Source organism: Streptacidiphilus jeojiense, from assembly GCF_000719095.1.
Classification (GTDB): Bacteria; Actinomycetota; Actinomycetes; order Streptomycetales; family Streptomycetaceae; genus Streptacidiphilus; species Streptacidiphilus jeojiensis.
Genome location: NZ_JOEH01000006.1, coordinates 184622 through 205797 on the forward strand (window position 1 = coordinate 184622; position 21176 = coordinate 205797).

The 21176-nt window shown below is 67.9% G+C and carries 11 protein-coding genes and 1 pseudogene; 9 read left to right on the top strand and 3 right to left on the bottom strand.

All coding sequences use genetic code 11. From position 1 onward, the window contains the following. Positions 1-105: 105 nt before the first annotated feature. Positions 106-4263 carry a LamG domain-containing protein gene (locus tag IF29_RS0109365; RefSeq protein WP_030252255.1) on the bottom strand — a complete coding sequence of 1386 codons (4158 nt, stop codon included), beginning with the start codon at positions 4261-4263 and terminating at the stop codon, positions 106-108. 797 nt (positions 4264-5060) lie between these two features. On the opposite strand from IF29_RS0109365, the gene IF29_RS41695 reads away from it, so the two are divergent. From IF29_RS41695 to IF29_RS45885, 3 genes are all read left to right on the top strand, one after another. Then, a complete protein-coding gene (locus IF29_RS41695) occupies positions 5061-11834 on the top strand; it encodes a DddA-like double-stranded DNA deaminase toxin (RefSeq protein WP_157623666.1) in 6774 nt (2257 codons plus the stop codon). Beyond that, complete coding sequence (locus IF29_RS44740; protein ID WP_084713816.1) at positions 11831-12337, top strand: Imm1 family immunity protein; 507 nt, start codon at positions 11831-11833, stop codon at positions 12335-12337. The genes IF29_RS41695 and IF29_RS44740 overlap by 4 nt, the downstream gene beginning before the upstream one ends. Before the next feature lie 126 nt (positions 12338-12463). Beyond that, positions 12464-12793, top strand: coding sequence for a hypothetical protein (locus IF29_RS45885; RefSeq protein ID WP_157623667.1), 330 nt, complete (start codon positions 12464-12466; stop codon positions 12791-12793). A gap of 598 nt (positions 12794-13391) precedes the next feature. Here the strand turns inward: IF29_RS45885 and IF29_RS41700 are convergent. Continuing rightward, entirely contained in the window at positions 13392-14657 is a 1266-nt protein-coding gene (locus tag IF29_RS41700; protein WP_269664999.1) for a transposase, read from the bottom strand. A 262-nt stretch (positions 14658-14919) separates the two neighbouring features. On the opposite strand from IF29_RS41700, the pseudogene IF29_RS49215 reads away from it, so the two are divergent. The 6 genes and pseudogenes from IF29_RS49215 to IF29_RS0109405 form a co-directional block, all read left to right on the top strand. Further along, positions 14920-15243, top strand: a pseudogene (locus tag IF29_RS49215) (IS1380 family transposase); the annotation flags it as partial. Positions 15244-15429: 186 nt separating this feature from the next. Beyond that, complete coding sequence (locus IF29_RS0109385) at positions 15430-16152, top strand: WXG100-like domain-containing protein (protein ID WP_030252260.1); 723 nt, start codon at positions 15430-15432, stop codon at positions 16150-16152. After that, positions 16149-17000, top strand: a complete 852-nt coding sequence (locus tag IF29_RS45890; RefSeq protein ID WP_030252262.1) for a nucleic acid/nucleotide deaminase domain-containing protein — start codon at positions 16149-16151, stop codon at positions 16998-17000. The genes IF29_RS0109385 and IF29_RS45890 overlap by 4 nt, the downstream gene beginning before the upstream one ends. Positions 17001-17032: 32 nt before the next feature. Further along, complete coding sequence (locus tag IF29_RS43345; RefSeq protein ID WP_051725091.1) at positions 17033-17614, top strand: SUKH-4 family immunity protein; 582 nt, start codon at positions 17033-17035, stop codon at positions 17612-17614. Then, on the top strand, positions 17611-18522 hold the full coding sequence (locus IF29_RS0109400) for a nucleic acid/nucleotide deaminase domain-containing protein (protein WP_030252267.1): 912 nt from the start codon (positions 17611-17613) through the stop codon (positions 18520-18522). Before IF29_RS43345 ends, IF29_RS0109400 begins: the two co-directional genes overlap by 4 nt. After that, positions 18519-20297 carry a hypothetical protein gene (locus IF29_RS0109405; protein ID WP_051725092.1) on the top strand — a complete coding sequence of 593 codons (1779 nt, stop codon included), beginning with the start codon at positions 18519-18521 and terminating at the stop codon, positions 20295-20297. Before IF29_RS0109400 ends, IF29_RS0109405 begins: the two co-directional genes overlap by 4 nt. Positions 20298-20367: 70 nt before the next feature. Here the strand turns inward: IF29_RS0109405 and IF29_RS0109410 are convergent, their stop codons facing one another. Then, positions 20368-21039 (bottom strand): phosphotransferase family protein, encoded by a 672-nt coding sequence (locus IF29_RS0109410; protein ID WP_030252272.1) that lies wholly within the window; start codon positions 21037-21039, stop codon positions 20368-20370. Between the last annotated feature and the right edge of the window lie 137 nt (positions 21040-21176).

Here is a 21176-nt window from a genome sequence, read left to right on the forward strand (position 1 = left end):
ACCCCCATAGCAGACGTAAGGAATCGTTGGGCTGAACTCGTTCGACGCGGCAGGCCCGCACCGCGTGTGCGGTGCGGGCCTGCCTCTTGCGCGGTCGGTTTGGGTTCAGGAGTCGGTGAGGCCGGTGGTGTACAGGGTGGTGATCTGCTGTTGCGTGAGGAGGGTCGGGAAGGTCTGGACGTCAGCAACGCTGCCGAGGAAGGAGCCGGTGCTGCTGTTGTTTGCGTTGTCCTGGCCTCCGATGAGGAGGGGGCCGTTGGCGGTCCAGGGGGAGGCGTTGTGGGCGACACCGGCGGCGGTGCCGTTGACGTACAGGGTCATGGTCTGGGTGGTGGCGTTGTATTCACCGACCAGATGGGTCCACTTGTTGAGTGTCGCGGCGTGGCTGTCTGCGGCCTGGGCGTTGCCGCCGGGGGCCGGGTACACGTCGGAGCTGGGGGCCACGAAGGTCCAGCTACTGGTGTAGTGGGAGTACTGCAGGTAGGCGCCGCAGCGCTTACCGGTGGCGTCGCGCTGGCACAGGGCGGTGTAGGTGCCGGTGGTGGGGTTGTAGCTGGGGTCGAGTTTGACCCAGGCCGACAGGGTGTAGTCGGTGCCGGTGTCCACAGCAGCGGGTGTCTTGGCGCCGGGCGAGGTGTTGGAGGCTGACAGGTAGTTGGTTCCGTTGAAGGTGGCCCCGCGCTTGGTGAGGTTGGCGCTGTCGGTGTTGGTGCCGTAGGTGGGGGTCCCGGTGGGGGTGGCCGGGCTGGTGTTGTCGCCGTCGGTGGTCATGACGGCGCCGGCGAAGTTGTTCGCTGGCTGGAGCCACCTGTTACTGGCGCCGGTCGTGGCTCCGAGGACGTTGGTCGGTGCGGTGTTCCAGGTGTACGCGGTCGGTGCGTTGTTGGTGCCGGCTGTGGTGGTGGGGGTCCATTCGGCGAGGGTGCCGGTGGTGTCGGCGGTCCAGATGTCGGGAGTGCCGGTGGAGTCGGTGAGGTCGCCGTCGGAGCTGATGACAGGGTAGGTGGCCAGGGGGAAGGTCGTGTTGCCGAGCGAGGCTGGTTCGCTGATCGCGGTGACCTGGGGCAAGAGGATGGGGTTGCCTGACGTGTCGACGGCGGGGTAGCCGTAGGAGTCGGTCTCGGCGATGGTGGCGACGGTGAGGGTGTAGCCGGTCAGGGCGCCGGTGGTGCGGTTGCGGGCCCACAGGCCGGGCTGGTTGAGCGGTTTGCCGGTGCTGTCGTTCTGGTGTGCCCAGTCGCCTGGGGACAGCAGATCGAAGTTGGCCCAGTTAGTGGTGGTGTCCAGCAGGATCGGCTGGCCGAAGGTAGAGGCGGAGTACATGGGGAAGTACCACAGTTCGGTCTTGCCGGCGCTGGGGCTCTCCACGGTGATCAGACCGGTGCGGTTAGCGAAGGTGCCGCTGGTCTGGGACAGGGTGGCGTTGCCGACGTCTCCCAGGGCGACGATCTGCTGGGTCTTGGACCAGTCGTTGGTGTAGTCGGCGCAGTGGTGGTCATTGGTGTTGTTCGGGTCATTGGTGCAGATCGGTCGTGGCAGCGGGTCGTTGTCGTCGAGTAGGCCGTCGATGTGCTCGTTGCCGGGGTTCTTGTAGTAGTACAGGGTGGCGTCGGCGGGTTTGTGGACGATCAGGGTGTCGACGTTGGTGCCGCCGGTGACGCTGCCGCGATGGGTGAGCTGGTAGCCGTTCCAGCCGTCGTTGTGGGGGCTCTGGTTTGCCAGGGAGACCAGGGAGGTGGTGGGGGTGGTGGAGGAGGAGGTGGGCAGGGAGTGCGCGTACAGGTTGCCGTCCTTGCCCACGGCCAGGGCGTCGGGGATGGTGTCGCCGGTGACGTCGCCGAACTTGGGCGCGGGTCCGTTGGCGTTCCAGGGGGCGTAGTAGGCGTAGGCGTAGATCTGGCTGAAGTTCTGGGCGTAGTCGTCGGCCTGCAGGTAGAGAATGTTGGTGCCCCAGTGCGGGGCGATGATCTGCAGGGTGCCGATGGCGCTGCCGCATACGGTCCTGGCGTTGGCCATGGCGGGGTCCGCGCTGTAGTCCAGGCACTGGACGCCGGAGGTCTGTGCGGCCAGGGCGTCACCGGTGTAGCCCTTGGGGGCCGGGTCGGTGACCGAGATGCCGATGGTGCCGTACTGGCCGACGTACTTGGTGGGGGTGATGCCGCTGTCCGAGGGCGGGAAGTCGCCGGTGTTGGTGATGGTGATGGTCGGTGCGGTGGCGTCGACACGGAAGTGGCAGATGCTGGAGTTGGCCGAGTCCGGGGCCAGGCCGTCGGAGGCGGTGGTCAGCCAGCCGTAGGCGTGCCCGTCCTGAAGATAGCCGCCCAGGGTGAGGGGATCGGAGCCGACCGTGGTACCTGAGTTCGCCCAGCCGCTGGTGTGGTCGTAGGTATCGCCGGCTTTGGTGCTGGAGTCGTCCCAGAGGCGGTAGTTGGTCTGGTACTGGGTCTGGCGGCCGCTGGGGACGGTAGCGTCCAGGGTGGTGCCGGTGGAGTTGACCCAGGGCCAGTTGGAGTCGACGCCCACCGCGCCGGCGGTGCAGTACTCGAAGGGCACCCAGTTCGGATCCTTGTAGTAGCCGGCTGCGATGTTGCTGCTGTGTAGGTTTGAGGGGGCGGGCGGGGTGAGGTCGTAGGAGATGGTCAGACTCGCCGCGTGGGTGAAGCGCTTGAAAGCGTTGATGTTGCTCTCGTCGCCGTGCAGGCGCATGACCAGGTGGTCGATAGTGGCCTGGCTGGCGAACAGGGCCTTCAGTCCGCTGGTGATGTCGAACTGCACCGGCACGGGGTCGGCGCAGCCGCTGCGGGCGGCTCCGCCGACGTACTTGGTGAGACTGAACTGGGCGGTGTCGCCGCCGGGCGGATTGTTCCAGCTGGTCTTGTTGTCGATGGTGCCCCAGATGCCGGCGGCCACGACCGGGTAGGTGTTGCTGCAGGACGCGTCGGCGGAGTATTTCTCCGAGACGCCGAAGATGACCTGGTGGATGGTGGCGTTGTTGTAGGGGGTGACGGAGAACTGGTAGTAGGAGCGCTCGGTGTCATTGGGGGAGCAGCCGGTGCCGTTGCCGTAGTCGCCGCAGACGCCCACGCCCGGGTAGGAGGCGGTGGAGGTGCTGTCGTCGTTGCCGTTGGCCAGGTTGTTGGTGTCGGTGTAGGCGCTCTGGGTCCAGGTGGCGCCCTGCGCATCGAGGTTGTCGCTGTGCCAGGCGGGGTCCACGAAGACGGGATAGGTCACACCGGATCCGACCAGCGAACCCGCGGGCGGTGTCAGGGTCAGGGTGTCGCCGCTTGCCGCGGCGGCGATCTGGGCCACCTTCGCGCCCGCACCGGGGCCGTCGGTGCTGCTGGCGTCCGTCCCCGCAGCCGCTGCATCTGTGGAAGTGGATGTCGCGCTGGGCGTGGCCGAGGTCGTGGTGCTCAGCGCGTTCAGACGGGCGCCCTGGGCGGCGGGTGCAGCACCCGCTGCGGCCGTCGGGGTCGCGGTTGCCGTCGAGCCGCTGCTGGTCGTGGTGCTGGAGTCCCAGACCTGGGGTGTGGGGGCGCTGAAGACCGGGCTGCCGTTGCTGTCGGCGGCGGTCAGGCTGCCGTCGGCTGCTGCGGTGACGCTCACGCCAGTGCCCGCGGTGGTGAACGTCAGATGGGTCAGCAGCGGGTTGGCCGCGGCATCAGCGTTCTTCACGATGAATACGGTCGAGAACCCGCCAGTGGGGGTGGCCTGCACACTCAAGTCGATTCCGGCGGCGACATCCGGATACAGGGCGGTATCGCCGGTCACCGTCGGGGTGGGCAGGGCGAATGGCGCGGTCAGCGCCAGTTGCTTGCCGTCGGTGGTACTCATCGTGGCCAAGGGCCCGCTGCCGCCCGCGGACAAGGTCAACGGCTCGCTACTGACCTTGGGCGACAGACCCCCTGCGGCCGACACCAAGGTGGCGTCCAGATCGGTCCAGACGCCGTCCTTCTGTACCCGCTGGGGCTCAGCGGACTGGGTCTGAGTGAACGTAGTGCCGTCCGGATTGGCAACGGTGGTCGAGTAGGGGTCCGTCAGCGCCGCCACTGGAACAGCCTGCCCCGTGGCCTTGGCCTGCGCCGAGGCCTGCTGCTGCGCTGTCAGCGTCGGCGAGGTCCCAGAGGCGGGCCAGGTGGGGCCGCTGGCGAGGTGCGCTGATTCGACGGCGGCCGGGTCCGGTGTGCCGGTGTCGCCCCAGGCCGCCGGTGCGGCGGTGAGGAGCCCGGCCCCGAGGGCAAAGGCCGTGACGGTGGTCCCCAACCGACGGCGCCTCGTGGCGCCGCGCGCGGCCGGGGAAGAAAGGCGGGGCAGCGATGGCATACGGGCACTCGTTCCTGCGCTGTGCGGTGGGTAGAGGTCATGCGCACTCTGGGACCGGGAGAAGCAAGGGGTCAAGCGCCATAGTTGGGACACAGACTGAAGCATGACGATGTGTCCGGAATTGCACAGGACAGTGACATGAATCACTCAGTTGGAGGGGAGGGTAAAAGTCCAAATCTTCTTGACGGGGTGTCCACAGAACAGTCACAGTTCCTCCGATCTGCGTGTGCAGTTGCCGCGTGGGCTTGGCGCACGCAGGGGGGCTTTCGGTGATCAAGCGGGGCGGGCGGTTGCGGGCCGGGTACTGGCTGCGAGGAGAGCACCGGCTTCTGCGGGCGGCCACGGTACTGGCGGCGACGGCGACCCTTTTGGGTCCGATCACTGCGCAGGCCACGGCAGTTGACCCGCACCAGGTCTGGTCCCCGCCGAACACTGCTCTGCCGCACACCGATTCGGTGTCCGGCTATGCACTTGGACTGCCCGACCCGGTCAAGCCGAAGTATCCCGTTCCCGCCATCTGGGAGCCCTCGGCAGCAAGTGACCCTGCTCCGGGCAGCGCCACTGTTGCGATCCCGGCAGCATCCGCTGGAGCGAAATCCGGCACGAACGCGAACGCGAAATCCTCGGCTACGTCCGCTGCTTCGGTCCGGGCGGGGTCCCTGCCGGTGTGGGTCGCTGCCCATCCTGCGGCGACGGCGCGCAGCACCGGAACGCCGACGGCTAGTTCAGCGGCAACGGTGACAGCAACCGTGGTCGACGCGGCGCACACCCGTGCCACGGGCACGCACGGCCTGGTCGTCACCCTGGCGCCGGGCAGCGCGGCAGCATCCAGGGCTCCGGTGCAGCTCGGCCTGGACCTGAGCAGTCTGGACGCCGCCTACGGTGCCGACGCGGCGAGCCGGTCGAGGCTGGTGGAGCTGCCCGCCTGTTCACTGACGACCCCTCAGGTGGAGGGTTGCCTTGCGGCCACTCCGGTCGCCTCGCACTACGACCCGGCCAGCAAGCGCCTGGTCGCGGACGTGACCCTGCCAGCAGCCGCGGCGGCTACGACCACGAGCAGCAGTGCGCTGGTCGCGCAGTCCCGCGCAGCCGTGGGCGCGGCCGGTGTGCAATCGTTGGCGGCGCCAATGGTGTTGGCCGCGCAGCCAACCTCAGGGGGCGGGAACGGCTCGTATGCGGCCACCAGCCTGCAGCCCAGCTCGAAGTGGACGGCCGGTAGCTCCAGCGGTGGCTTCACCTACAGCTATCCCATCCAGGTTCCGCCCTCGCTGGGTGGTGCGGCGCCCCAGGTGGCCCTGGACTACGACTCCTCCTCCGTCGACGGTCGCACCTCCAGTACCCAGGCCCAGGCCTCGGCGGTCGGGGACGGGTGGGATCTGTCCGCGGGCGGCTATATCGAGTGGTCCTACAAGTCCTGCGACAAGGACGGCATCACCGGATCCGGCGACCTGTGCTGGGGTGGCAATGTGGCCACCCTGTCCCTGGACGGGCACTCCGGCGAACTGGTGCGCGACGACACTTCCGGCGTGTGGCACCTGAGCGGTGACGACGGCACGAAGGTCGAGTTCGTCAGCTCCCTGACCGGCGGCAACGGCGGCTCCTACAGCGACTACGTCAAGGTCACTGACACCTCCGGCACCGTCTACTACTTCGGGAAGAACCACCTGCCCGGCGGGGACGGCACCGACCCGGCCACCAACAGCAGCTGGACCGAGCCGGTCTACTCGCCCAACAGCGGCGACCCCTGCTACAGCGCCGCCGCCGGCCAGGGCTCGTGGTGCAGCATGCCCTGGCGGATGAACCTCGCCTACGTGGTGGATGCGCACGGCAACCTGGTCACCTACACCTACACCCCCGACGCGACGAACTACTACGAGCGCGGCGCCGGACAGAACCAGGGCACCGGCACCCTCACCGGCTACACCCCGGGCGGCTCGCTGACCCGCATCGACTACGGCCAGACCCTGGCCGGACAGGTCGCCGCCAAGGGCAAGGCCACCATAGCCGCCAGCGTGCTGTTCAACCTGGCCCCCGAGGGCCGCTGCGACACCGCCAACAGCTACACCTGCGCCGGCGCCACACTGTCCAGCACCAATGCAACGCACTGGCCCGACGTGCCCTACGACCAGCACTGCGCCAGCAGCGGAGCGTGCACCAACTACAGCCCCAGCTTCTGGTCGAACCAGAAACTGGCCTCGATCACCACCCAGGTCACCATCGCCGGAAAGGTCCAGCAGGTCGACTCGTACGCGCTGACCCAGTCCTTCCGCGATCCGGGCGACGGCACCAAGCCGCCGCTGTGGCTGGACTCGGTCCAGCGCACCGGCCAGAACGGCAGCACCACGGTTCCCCTGCCTGCGGTGAAGTTCACCCCGGTGATGATGCCCAACCGGGTCGACGGCACGAACCTGGTCCCCGCCCCGGCGATCTTCAACCGGCCCCGGATCCAAGACATCACCACCGAGACCGGCGAGAGCATCAACGTCGACTACAACCTGCCCGACTGCAGCCGCACCAGCAAGACCATGCCCGCCTCACCCGACAGCGACACCATGGGCTGCTACAACGTGCTGTGGTACCCGCCGGGCTCCACCGCCGGCGACCCCCCAGCCAGTGACTGGTTCAACCACTACACCGTTGCCTCTGTCACCGCCAACGACACCGTCGCCAAGGCCCCGGAGCGCATCACCACCTACTCCTACGGCCCGGCCGCCTGGCACTACGACGACAACGAGCTGACCGACTCCGCGGTGCGCACCTGGGACCAGTTCCGCGGCTTCGCATCGGTCACCGCCGTCACCGGCTCGGGCGGTGACGGCACCCAGGGCAAGACCGTCACCTACTACATGCAGGGCATGGACGGCGACCACAACGCCGACGGCACCACCAAGAGCGTGCAGGTCGGCACCGGCACCCTGGGCGGCGCAGTCACCGACGACGACTGGCTGGCCGGAACCGTCCTGGAGACCGACACCTACAACCACCCCGACGCCACCGGCAACCCCGGCACCGTCGTCGCCTACACCACCACCCGCGACAGCGGACCGTTCACCACCGCCACCCACGCCCGCGGCAACTCCCTGCCCGACCTGGTCGCCCGCTATGCCGCCACCCAGGTCACCGCCACCAGCAAGGCCCTGAAGGCCGACGGCACCTGGCGTACCACGACCAGTGTCACCAGCACCGACTCGGCCAACGGCAACCGCCCGAAGACCCAGGACAAGACCGGTGACGGGCTGACCGAGACCTGCACCCGCACCAAGTACGCCACCAGCTCCAACGCCCAGATCCTCGACCTGGTCGACGAGACCCTGACCGTATCCGGTAGCAGTGCCTGCACCGCGACCGCGACCGCGGCCAACACCGTCTCCGGCAGCCGGATCCTGTACGACAGCCTGGCCTTCGGACAGGCCGACGGCACCGGGGACCCGACGGGCAGTCAGGCCCTGGACTCCTACGACGGTAGCGGCAACCCCGTCTACGTCACCAAGTCCACGTCCACCTTCGACTCCTACGGTCGCCCGGCCACATCCACCGACCCGAACGCCACCGACAGCGCCCACCCCAGCGGTGCGACCACGGCGACGACCTACACGTCGGCCGCCGCAGGCGAACTGCCAAACGAAATCGACACCACCACCCCAGCCCCGGGCAAGACCACTACGTGGCTGGCAAAGCAGACATTGGACCCGGCCCGAGGGCAGGTCCTCACATCCTCGGACGACAACGCCAAGGTCACCACCACCAGCTATGACGCCCTCGGCCGGCTCACCGCGGTATGGAAGCCAGGCAACACTTCCGCCAACGCCGACATCTTGTACACCTACGCGGTGAATGGGACCAGCGCCCCCTCCAGCACGACCACGGCTACGTTCGGGCCGCTGGGCACCAAGCGCCTGTACAACATCCAGATCTTCAACGGCTTCGGCGAAATCGCCCAGACCCAGTCCACCCCGGGAATCTCCGCCTACACCGGCCGGATGATCACCGACAACTACTACGACTCGCAAGGGCGGGTCGTCAAGGCCCACGCCGCCTGGTACAACAAGGACACCGGGCCCAGCACCACGCTCTACGCCACCAGCGACACCCAGGTCCCCACCGAGACCACCACCGTCTACGACGGACAGGGGCGAGCCACCCTGTCGACCTTCCTGTCGCTGGGCCAGCCGCAGTCCTCCACCAGCACCACCTACCGCGGCGCGGACCAGACCGATGTGACCCCGCCCACAGGCGCAACGCCGACGACCACGGTCACCGACGCCGCCGGCCGCGTCAGCCAGACCTGGCAGTACCGCACCACCACCGCCACCGGCCACGCCACCGACGCCGACGTCACCACCACGACCTACACCCCAGGAAGCAAGCCCGCCTCGCGGACCGACACCACGGGCAAGAACACCTGGACCTACAGCTACGACCTACAAGGCCGTCCGACCAAGTCCACCGACCCGGACACCGGCACCAGTTCCACGACCTACACCGCTGACGGGCAGACCGCCACTACCACCGACGCCCGCAAGCAGACCCTCGCCTACACCTACGACCTACTGGGTCGCAAGACCGGCGAGTACAACGGCACCGTCACAGCAGCGAACCAGCTCGCGGCCTGGACCTACGACACCGTCACCGGCGCACTCGGCCAGCCCGCCAGCTCCACCCGCTACACCAGCGGCGCCACCGGACCGGCCTACACCGAAGCCGTTACCGGCTACGACAACGCTTACCGGGCCACCGTCACCCAGGACACCCTGCCCGGCGCCCTCATCGGCCAGACCGCGGCCCTGACCTACACGACGAACCACACCTACGACCCCTACAGCGGCGTCCTGACCGCATCGCGTGACAGCGCCGCCGGCGGTACTCCGGCCGAGGCCCTGAACTACAGCTACGACGTCAACGGGCCACTGTCCAGCTACGGCTCCGCTAGCAGCACCTACGACCTGTCCACCGACTACGACCCCTGGGGCCGGCCGATCCGCACCACCCTCAACCCCTGGGGCACCGAGGTCGTCTCCACCTACAACTACGACCAGGGGACCGGGCACGTCCTGTCGGACTTCATCGACAAGCAGACGGCCCTGACCGGTGCAGTCGACCAGTACAACTACACCTACAACCAGGCCGGACAACTCACCTCGGCCCAGGACATCCCCGACAACACCCCCGCCCAGAACGACACCCAGTGCTTCAGCTACGACTACCTGGGACGCCTGAGCACCGCCTGGAGCGACACCGGCACCACCCAGGTCGCCCCCTCGCCCTCGGTCGGCGGTATCGGCGGCTGCACCAACACCACCCCCACCTCCGGTGCCGCTTCCGGTAAGACCACCGTGGGTGGACCGGCCGCGTACTGGACCAGCTACACCTACGACCTGACCGGCAACCGCACCAGCAGCACAGCACACAGCCCCACCGGCAACACCGCCCAGGACGTGACCACCACTCAGACCTACCCGGCCGCTGGCACAGCCAACACCCCCACCACCGCGGCCAACACCGGCGGCGGCACCGGAGGACCCCACGCCCTGCTGACCACCACCAGCACCGCTGGCTCCACCGCCTACCAGTACGACGCCGACGGCAACACCACCGCCATCACCGCCACCGCCGGCACCACCAACCTGACCTGGGACGCGGAAGGACGCCTGGCCTCCGACAAGGCCACCGGCGCCGCCGGACCGACGACCTACCTCTACGACGCCTCCGGCGCCCTGCTTGTGCGCACCGGCCCGGACAAGACCAACACGATCTACCTCGGCGACGACGAGATCACCTACACCCCCGGCGGCGCTGCTGCCGACACCCGCACCTACACCACCCCCAACGGCCTGAGCGTCATTCGCCACGGCACCGCCGAAAACTTCCAGATCAGCGACGCCCACGGCACTGCTTCCCTGAACATCAACGCCACCACCCTGGCCGAGACCCGCCGCTATCTGGACCCCTTTGGCAACCCTCGCGGCACCACCGCCACCGGCTGGACCACCGCCAACGGCTACGGCGACAGAGGCTTCGTCGGCGGCGTCCAAGACCCCACCACCGGCCTGACCAACCTCGGCGCCCGTGAATACCAACCCGCCACCGGACGCTTCCTCAGCGTCGATCCCCTGTTCAATCCAGCCGACCCGCAGTCCTGGAACGGCTACGCCTATAGCGACAACCAACCCCCCAACCTCGCCGACCCCACCGGCCTGGCCACCGCTTGCGAGGACTCCTGCCACCCCCACGTTGACCCCGACTCCGGCAAGGAGGTAGACAACCAGAGCGACGTCAATGGGCAGGTCCATACATCGCACCCGGCTACTGACGGGACGCACTTCTGCCTCCGGACATGTGAAATGGAGAGGGCACGCGAGGCACTCGCGGCCTACCATCACTACAGCGCGCGTTCCTGGCTATTCGGCGATCTGGCAGGGGCAGCCAAGGGGGTGGTGGCCGGCGAATGGGCTAGTCCCAACTGCTGGTTCTGGTCAGGGGACTGCAGCTCTTGGCAAAAGAGCGCGGATCAATCCATAGACTCCTGGGCCGCTGGACATGGAGCCGACCCGAACTCAGCCGTATACCAAGCCTCCGAGGCAAACGGGGGGGCAGCCCTGTGGATCCTAGTTGGGGGAAAATACTTCGACGATAATCCTGAGAGCCCGACATTCGGCTGCTACGCCAATAGCTTCCCCGGCACCGTCCAGGTACTCCATGCTGATCATATGGGTGAGCCGATCGGCGCTGTCAGAGTCGGCGATCACGTCCTCGCTACAGACCCCCTCACGGGGCAGACGAAGGCCCAAGAGGTTAACGCGGTCATTAAGACCCTTACCGACACTGACTTCACTGACCTTGCCATCAGCATCACAGGCGGCTCCCGCGAGCTCACCTCCACGCAGCATCACCCTTACTGGGACGTCACCACTCAACGCTGGACTAACGCCGCCGAACTCCATCCCGGCGATCACCTCCTCGAACCTGACGGCCACACCGCTGTAGTCACCCACGTTCGCAACTACATCGGTCACGTTCTGACCTACAACCTGACGGTCGCCAACACCCACACGTACTATGTGGTCGCGGGCGATACGCCAGTGTTGGTTCATAATGCTTCTTGCGGTGTTGACGTGGAAGGCGTGATGGCTGAGCTTGCCAACAAGCGTGTCACGACTGGTCGAATATTTGACTCCGCTGGTAATTCCATCGCTGATGAGCTTGAGGCGGGTGGCAGTAGCGATCTCGTTAAGGCCACCGATGCGTATCTGAGGCAACATGGTGCCCCTATCAACCCGAGGGCCGCTTACTACCCGGCGTCTCAGCATGTCGAATCACAGTACGCGATGTGGATGCGCCAGAATGGCGTAACAGACGCGACGGTCGTCATGAATAACGCCGAAGGCGTATGCGGTGGTACATATGGATGCCAAGGTGCGGTTCAGACAATCCTTCCTGAAGGCTCAACGATGACCGTATGGTATCCTGGCGCCACAGAGCCTGTAGTTATTGGAGGGGTCGGCACGCCATGATTCTGAATGCAGTGATCCACGGCAGCTATTGTTATGCCGAAAGCTGGCCCGAGAAGGCTGCACTCATTACGGAAGTCATGGAGAACCTTCGGTTCGAGCGTCGTGACCAGCAGTGGGTCAGCCCTGGGGAAGTCGCAACGTTCATGTTCGCCGCCCGGCGCCACTCGGAATTGGTGCGCGACTGGTGGCCCGATAACGCCCTTCAAATTGCGGTCAATTCGGAGACCGGCTATGGCGGGCTAGTTTGGTACGCGACACAAGAGCGAATTTCGAAGGATGAAATCTCGGAGTACATTTGGGTGTCGGATAATCCAAATCCTCCGGATTTTGACCCGCGTGTGGTGTCGGATTCTGGGGTCCCGTACTTCTTTGATCCCAGGAGCACTCTTCCGATCATTCGGATTCGGGCTGCACTTGAGGAGTTCTGCCGTCTCGGGACTGGCAATCGACCTGAAAGTATTGAGTGGGTTCATGGGGAGATGAATGGTCAGCGGAATGGCTGATCTGTGTAGTCATATTTTTTGAGGTCTGTATCGCTCGAAAAGTCATCGCTGCACGGGAATTGTCTCCACCACCGTCGGCTCGTACTGGCAGTCCTTCAGCTATAACGCCATAGGAGGGTGATCCAGATGAGTTTCGATGTTTGCTTCTGGTGGCGAGGTGCTCTATCTACGCAGGAGCTTTATGAGGGTGCGGCTGACGGCAATTCTGATAGCTTTGAGTCAAGCCTAGCCGTAACTGAATTTCGTGAGCAATTGACCATTCGTTGGCCGGGGATTGAGCAATCGCTTGAGCCACTAGCTTATGATCCGGATTTGGATGTGCAGGAGGATCTGTCAAGATTCATCCTCATCACCTTACCTTTCGATCAGACTGATAGGCTGCCAGGGATTATTGAGTTGGCGCGGTCTTTCGGGCTGGCTGGATACGATCCTCAAACTGATCAGGCGATTGGCTGAGCCTGGGTGCACCGATCGGTGATGGGCTGCGGGTGGGGCTGACGCAAACAGGGACGCGCCCACTGAACTGGGTGATGGGAGTTCTCACGCTTTCACCAGGTCCGATTGGGAAGGCACCTCGTGAAGGCCTCCCAGGGTTTCGGGGCCTTCGAATTTGGGCGGTGTGGAGGTGTCCGCGAGCTTGGCGGGTGGCGACGTAGCGTGTGCGTAGGCATTGGCCTCGACCTCGATTGTTCAGTGGCCTGATCGTGGGGCTCAGCTCGGCTGTTTTGCCCGGTTTGTCCTCGGCCGTTCGAGGCGGGTCCGTCGCGTGACGCCGCGGTGTGCGCCGGGTTCCACGGCCCGGTGGCCCGCCGGTCTGCTCCTTCCTGCTCCTCGTCGGAGTAGTGACCGGCCCTCAGGTGAGGGCCGGAAGCTTGGTGGCCCGCCGCCAGGCGGTGGTGAACGCGTGCCCCCAGGGCCATGACCGGTCCAGGTGGAGGACGCGGCGGCGGGCGTGGGCGGTGAGGCGGGCCGGGAGGTGGTAGAGCTTCGTGCGGATCGTGGCCGGCTAGGCCTTGGCCAGCTCCGGGGTGTCGTGCAGCAGCAGGGGCCGCGTTCAGGCGTCGAGGTCGGCCGCGACGGTCGCGGCCAGCACCCAGGCCGCGTTGACCTGCCAGGACTTCGAAGGCAGCAGGCCGAGGCCGACCCGCTTGATTGCTTTCACGCGGTCCTCCACTTCGGCGTGATCACGGTAGAGCGCATCAAGGAACCACGCCTGTCCGGGGCCGGGCACGGCAGAAAGGCCTTGGTGGGCGGGGAGGTTGGTGGCAATGATCTGGTAGCGCCAGCCCGTCTTCCTCTCGAAGTCGGTGAGCTTCTTCGCGTCGCGCCGCGAGGGCTTGACCCTGCGCACGATCAGCCGTAGCCCCTGCGGCCAGCCCGCGAGGTCGCGCACTCCGGTGAGCTCGGCGACCTGGTAGGTGACCGGTTTCCCGTCCTCGCCGGTGATCTCGTGGGCCTGGCCGTCCTGCCGCAGTGCGGCCGCCCAGACGCTCTCGGGCAGCAGGGCGATGGCCTGTTCGTCGGCGGCGTTGACGGCCCAGCCGGTCACGAACCGCACCCGGCGCCGGGTGGTGGTGAGCGCGTGCAGGTGGTCCAGGACGCCGTGGCTGAAGGCCGCGCCGTTGATGCGGACCAGCAGTTTCGACCACAGCGGCAGCGGCAGCGGGAGCTGGCGCAGGCCGGCGGCCAGCACGGTCCGGTGGTCGGCGACGTCGTTGGGTGCGGCGTTTCCCGGACGCAGCAGCATCGCGACGCACTCGCGGGTGTTGGCCAGCCGGGCGCCCAGCGGCATGTGGCCGAAGCCGCCCTTGTAGGTACCCGTTGCGCCCTCCTTCCTGCTGGTGCAGGTCACGATGGTGGCGTCCAGGTCCAGGACGTACCAGCCGACGAGTTCCCGTCCGGCGACCGTGATCCAGGGGAAGCCGCCGGGCCGCAGGTGCAGCCAGGTCCACACCGCGCGGCGTATCGCACCACGGGCCCGCTCGATCCGGGCCGCCGTCGGGGCGTCGATCGCCTCCAGCGTGCGGCGCAGGGTGCTGTCGGAGACCGGGTCGCCGAACAGGCGCCGCCAGTGGCCCTGGAGCCGCTCGGCCTCCAGCACGTTCGTCGCGCCGAGCACGATCGCGCAGGCGAGCTGGACCAGCACCACGCCGCGGTCCCGCCACCCCGGCCCACCGCCGGAGGGGATCACCGCGCCGAGCGCGCGGGTCAGCCCGGTACGGTCCGCGACCTTCCGCAGCAGCACGATGCCCGCGTGGCCGACCAGATTCCCATCATCGACCCGCACCGCGAGCCGCCTGTCCCAGCTGGTAGCTTTCACCCGGAGGGTGCCTCTTCCGATCGATGAACTTGATCTCGACAATCCAGATCATCGCAGGTGAGAGGCACCCCCTTGCTGTTGGGGCGTCAGCTCGGATTTCCAGCCGAGCAACTGAGGTTGAGACGTTTAGCCTCCAGGGGTGTTTCAAATTCCCCATGAGCGGGTGAGTGCGCACGTCGTCGCTGGTGGGCCACGGGACTTGCCCGTCATGAACGCAACGAAGCTCCGGTTGAACGGGGTGACCTTTTCAAGTCGCCCTGACCGGGCACTGTCCACACTCGGGACATTCCTGCGCGCGTTCTCCTGGGTACATGTGCGGTAACTGGAGTCCGCGGCACGGGCGTTCACCTGCAACCTGGCCCGGCACTGCAACCTGCTGGCCGGTGGCGACCAGGTAGTGCACCTGGACATCGACTCCAAGGTCAAACAGGTCTACCGTGCCGGCAAGCAGGGCGCGGAGTACGGCTACACCAAGGTGCGCGGCCTGCACTTCCAGATCGTCACCGCCTCCACCCCGCTGTCCGCGCCGGTGATCGTGGCCACCCGCCTGTGCAAGGGCTCGGCCGGATCCACCAAGGGAGCGTCGGTCAGCTGCGACCTGCACACCCTGCCCCACCTCCCGGACCCGTCCCAGCCCAAGGGCCGCCAGCCCCTCAAACGCCGCCTGGGCCCGCTGCCCTGACCGTCGACGACACCCCCGTAGCCCCTGATGTGACATGCACTCAGTGTGGTTATCCTGGTCGACACATGTGTTCGACGGACGGGGGTGTCCATGGCGATCGAACTACCGGGGGCGGTGGTGACCTTCCTTCAGGTCATCGGCATCAAGTGGCCTCAGGTGAACGAGGACTCGGTGCGTGAGTTCGCGACGCACGTGCGGGACTTCGCCGCCGAGATCGACGGGACGCACCGTCAGGCGACCGCGACGGTGACCGCGATGAAGGAGTCGTACCAGGCCAACTCGTACGAGCTGCTGGTGTCGAAGTGGGCGCACCTGTCCCAGGGGCACATGAGCGAGCTGCAGACCGGCTGTTCGCTGCTGGCGACGGCGCTGGACGCGGCGGCCGACTACATCGTGGCGATGAAGCTGGAGTGCATAGCCGACCTGGTGGTGCTGGCGGCCTCGTTCGTCGCGGACCAGGCCGCGGCGGTGGTGACGCTGGGTCTGGCCGAGGCGGCCGAGGCGGCCATCGTCGAGGCCGCGGACCTGGCCGTGGAGTACCTGAAGCAGATGGTGATCCAGTACATCACCGCGCAGGTGATCGAGGCCGCGCTGACGCCGCTGCTGGGCACGGTGGAGAAGGCGGTCGCGGGGATGAGCTACTCGGCGCTGGAGGACATGCTGGGCGTGTCCGGGAGCGGGCCCGGCGACGGCTTCCGGATACACCCGGCCGATCTGACCGCGCACGCGCAGGTGCTGGGGCAGCACGCGCAGACCGTCCAGGGGCATGCCGAGGTGTTCGCCGGCAAGTTCGCCGGGCTGGACTTCTCATGAGCGGCGAGATACACGAGGTCTTCAAGGACGCGGCCACGAAGGTCGGCAAGGGACTGGTCAAGGACTTCACCGATGCGTACCACGGCATCCTCAAGGACACCGAGAGCGGGGCCGGCCAGGTGGCGAAGAACGCCGCCGAGGCCGACGCCGAGCACGCCGCGAAGCTGGCGGCGCTGGAGAAGGCCCGTGAGGACCTGCACGGGAAGATCGGGGACACCCCGGTCTACCGCCTCAACGACGACCTGACGGTGGACCGGCTCACCCCGCACGGCGCCGTGCCGCTGACCGACGAGGAGCGCGCCAAGCTGCCGCTGGGCCTGGACGAGGACGGCAAGGTACCCAAGCGGCCGGTCGGCAAGGACAGCCCGTACAACCTCCCCAAGATCGAGGAGGGGGAGACCCGTCCGCACGTGGACTCGGCCGAGATACCGGTCGGCAGTACCGACCTGGCCGCGGCCACCCAGCTGGCCAGGCACGAGGCGGGCGACTACGGCACCTACCGCGGAACGAAGTTCACCAGCAAGAACTACGCGGCCGTCAGGTACGGAAAGCCCGGCGACGCGGACGGATTCATCCTGGTCGGACGCAGCAAGTACCCCACGCATTCCGAACGTGCGCTGGGAATCCCTTTTCTGCAGGAGAAGACGGCGGCGGGGGTCACCGAGCTCTACACCGAAAGAGCACCCTGTACAAACAGCGTCAACTGCAGTGCCTGGATGAGCGAGTACATGGACCCCAACATGAAGGTCTCGCACAGCATCGAGTACGGCAGCACCGAGGCGTCGCGCACGGCCGGCAACGAGGCGATGCGCAAGTACCTCGACGGACTGGTGCCCGGCGGGCGCTGAACCGGCGTACCGGAACAGATAGGATGTGAATCATGCCGCAGACCGTCGACCGGGCTCTGATGGAGTCGGTCTTCCCAGCCGATGACCTGGTCACCGTACCGGAGGGCGCACTCGCACCGGTCTCCCACGCCCGGACCCGCGAACTGCTGCGCGACGTCGGCCTGCCCGACCAGCCCACCGGATGGTTTCAGACGGTCAAGGACCTGTCCGTCGAGATCGCGGACAAGGGCTGGCCGCGCGGCCGCGCCCTGCACCCGTCCTCGGACCTGGTCTTCGACGAGTGGATCGCGATCGGCGGAATTCCCTACGACACCATGGTGGTCGACGCCGGCAGCGGCGCCGTGTACTGCATTCCGGGGAGCGGCGCCGAACCCTATCTGTTGAACAGCAGCCTGGACGACTTCCTCTACTTCCTCTACAGCGTCGAGGCCGAGCGTCCCAACTACGACGCCGAATTCGCCGAGGAGAACGGCTTCGAGGACGACGGGGAATTCGGCGTGGGGGTGGACGAGCGGCTGCTCGCGGTGATGCGCGAGGCCGATCCGGTCGCCCTGCAGAACCCCGGATCGACCTGGTTCACGGTGCTGGAGTACGTGAGGACGTTCGGCGAGTGAGCCATCCCGAGAGCGACCGGCTCGACGAGGCGATGACCGCCCGGTTCGGCGCCGCAGGGCTTCGCCGGTTCGGCGTCGACGCGGCGGCGGGCGACCCGGTGGCCCCGGAGGCCGAGGCGCTGTCCCGGATCGCCGCGCTGACGCTGCCGCTCCAGGTCGGCCCGTACTTCCGCACCGCCGCGGGCGAACCGGCCGCGCTGCGCGAGTACGCGGTGGAGACGTCGAAGTCGCTGCGCTCCGCCGACCACCTGTCCTGGACGCGGCTCGGGTCGGACTCGGCCTACCAACTCGTCGCCGACCCCGACGGGCGGATCCAGGCGATGCTGCTCGGGTACAGCGAGCCGCTGCGGTTCGTCAGCTCCAGCCCGGAGGAGTTCGCGGCCGCGCTGCTGGACCTGGACGGACTGCTCTCCTTCCTCGGCGCGACGGACAGCCCGCAGGCGGCGCAGGCAGCGTTCGAGGACTTCCAACGGCGGCTGCAGGAGGCCGATCCGGCGGCTTTCGTCGACCGGGAGAGCTGGTGGCCGCTGGTGCTCGACGATCTGCGGGACACCGCCGGGGTGGAGAACTTCGCCGCGTTCGAGGTCGTCGACGGGAGCGGCCAGAAGAAGATCCTCACCGCTTCCGGCGCGATCGCGCTGCACCCGGAGGAACGCCTGTGGGCCTCCCTGAAGGGCGCCGGGGTCGCACCGGAGCAGGTGACGGGCATCCACACCGACCTGCAGCCCTGCTTCCTGCCGGGCCACTACTGCTCGATGTGGCTGGCGGTGCGCTTCCCGCAGGCCAAGCTCACGCACTCGTTCCCCTACGGCGAGACCGCCGCCTCCAGGGGCGAGGGGATAAGCCGGCTCCGGGCCGCCGCCGCGCAGCAGTCGCAGTCGCAGTCACAGTCGCTGGGGCCGGCGTGACCCAGCCGCCGCGGGTCGCCGACTGGCCCGCGCTCGAGGGACCGTCGGTGCTGCTGGCACCGGCGCTGCTGGACTGGGCCTCCCGCACCGACCCGGCCTGCCCGAGGGTCTGCCTGGTCACGGGTGGGCGGGGCAGCGGCAAGAGCCATCTGCTGGCCTGGCTGCTGGCCGGTTCCCACCAGCACCCGGCCACCACCGTCCATGCGACGGTGCCCGCGCAGGGGCACATAGCCGTGACGATGGCCTGGGAGATCGGACGGCAGCTCGGATACGGGCCTACCGGTCCCGAGGAACTGCTGGCGCGGGTCGAGGCCGACCCACGACCGCTGCGGATGATCGTCCCGGACCTGCACCTGTCCGGCCGCGGCTCGGGTGACCTGCCGTCAGCGACGCCGCAGGCGGTGGTCACCGATCTGCTGGGACCGCTGCTGTCCCTGCCCGGGGTCCGGGCCGCGATAGAGGTGGACCGGGCCGAACTGCTGCCGCCGGAGTTCCAGCCACTGGTGCTGGCGCTGCCGCCGGGCGGGCCCCCGTTCCGCCGCCGCGCCTTCGCCTCTGCGTCCGTTGCCGCTTCCACTGCCGCCGTTCCGCAGGACGCAGCGCCGCCGGCGCCGGGCGCGGACTGGCAGGCGGCCTCGGCCACCGCCCGGGAGACCGCCCTAGACCTGGCACTCCGTCAGGGTGCAGCCTCCCGCCTGCTGATGGACCCCGGCTACCTGGCATACGGATCCCCGGTCGCGATAACCGCAGCCCTCGCCGACACCAGGATCGCGGTGCCGCGCAGCCTGCGCACCGTCTGGGCGTCGGCCGGCCCCGCGCTCAGCTCGACCGAACTCCTCGACCCCGAACGCGTCGCGGTGCTCCACACCGCGGCCGTGGCGGTCGATCCGCGGCTCGCCGAGTTCCTGCGCCCCCGCGCGGAGCAGCACTCCTGGACCGCGCGCTGGTCCCGACCGGGACTCCGCACGGCCGGACTGGCCCTGGCCGAGGGGGCGCCGACCGAGGGCGCGCTGCTGGCCGCGGACCTGATCGGCCGACTGCACCGGCACGACCCGGCGGACGGATCGCTGACCGGACGCATCACCACCGAACCGAGCCTCCGCCCGGTGCACATAGCCGCGGTGGACCCGGAACACCTGATCACGCTGGACGCGACGGGTCACCTGCGACTTGTCCCCGTTTCGGAGACAGGTTCGGCCGGTGCGCAGGATCCGGCCCCGGCCGGCCTCCACGCATTCGTGCAGGAACACAACGCCTCCGTGCTCGCCCGCGGGAACCCCCCGGTCACCGCGGTCGCGGCGGATCGCGGGACGGTGGTGATCGCCGACGCCGACGGCAGCTTCCACCTCTGGCAGGTCGGCAGCCGGACCGCTGCCGCCGGACACACCCACCGTCCGCACCAGGTGCCCGTCACCGCACTCAGCTGCCTCGCCCTGCCGGAGGTCCGCGACGGCCTGGTCCTGGTGTTCACCGGCGCCGGGGACGGCACCGTCCGACTCTGGGACTCCGCCAGCGGCCGGTCCATGCCCGAGCCGATCGAACGGCGCAACGCCCTCCCCACCGCCCTGGCCTCGGTGAACACCCCCACCGGTCCCGCCCTCGCAGTCGCCTGGTCCGACCGCCGCCTGCACCTCTGGCGCCCGACCCAGGGCCGCATGACCCCGCTACCCCTGGTCCAGCACACCGACGCCCTCGCCCTGACCCCGGACGGCCTACTGATCTGCGGCGGCAACCAGGGCACGGTAGCCCTGGAACTCGACCTCGACGCACTCTAGGCCGGGCGACGAGGCTCCTCGCGGGAACTGTTCGGCTGCCCCGTCGAGGATTCGGGTGCCTCCGCGTGGGCTATTCCCGCCAGCCCGCTGTCGTGGCGGCGCGTTCCTGCCACTGCCGCACGCCCGGGCCGTTCGGCTCCCAGCGGTGGCAGAACAGCTCCAGCTCGGCGAACCTGGCCAGCATGGCTGCCCGGCGCAGCGGCCACGCGGGCACCGGGTCGCCGTAGGAGTGGAAGAAGCGGTCGAGCGCTTGGCGGTGTTCGGGGTGGTGCGTCCGCACGATCCACTCGCACCAGGCGAGGTCCTCGACCGGGTCGCCGAGGTGGGCGAACTCCCAGTCGACCACGGCGGTGACCTGGAACGTCACCGGGTCCAGGAGCAGGTTGTTGGGCCCGAAGTCCCCGTGGACGAGCACCTTGCCGGCATCGTGAGGGCCCGCCCCGAGTATGTTCGGCGTGGTCTCGTGGATGCGGCGCAGCAGGGTCCCGCAGGCTTCCAGGACCTGCTCGGCGCTGCCGGCGTCCATCAGTTCCTGGCCAGGGGTACCGGTGACGAACCCGAGGGTGAGGGTCCCTTTGTCCAGGCCGTGGACCGGGGGTACGGGCAACGTCGCCTGCAGTCGGGTCAGGAGTGTGTGCTCCCGTGCACGCCGTAGTTCCGCGTCGGGGCCTTCGTAGGTCTTCTCCACCACGGATCCGTCGCCGACGGTGTGGTTGGTGTAGCCGTGCTTCAAGGGACGCATCCAGAGATCATCGAGCACGGCACCCCACTGCATCCACACCGACCCCGACTTCCGGCGAGAGCCCGTTGACGGGGTCGGTGTGGGCGGTCGAAGATCACTTCGGGGGAGTGGAGCCAGTGATCAGCGAGGGAGTCCAT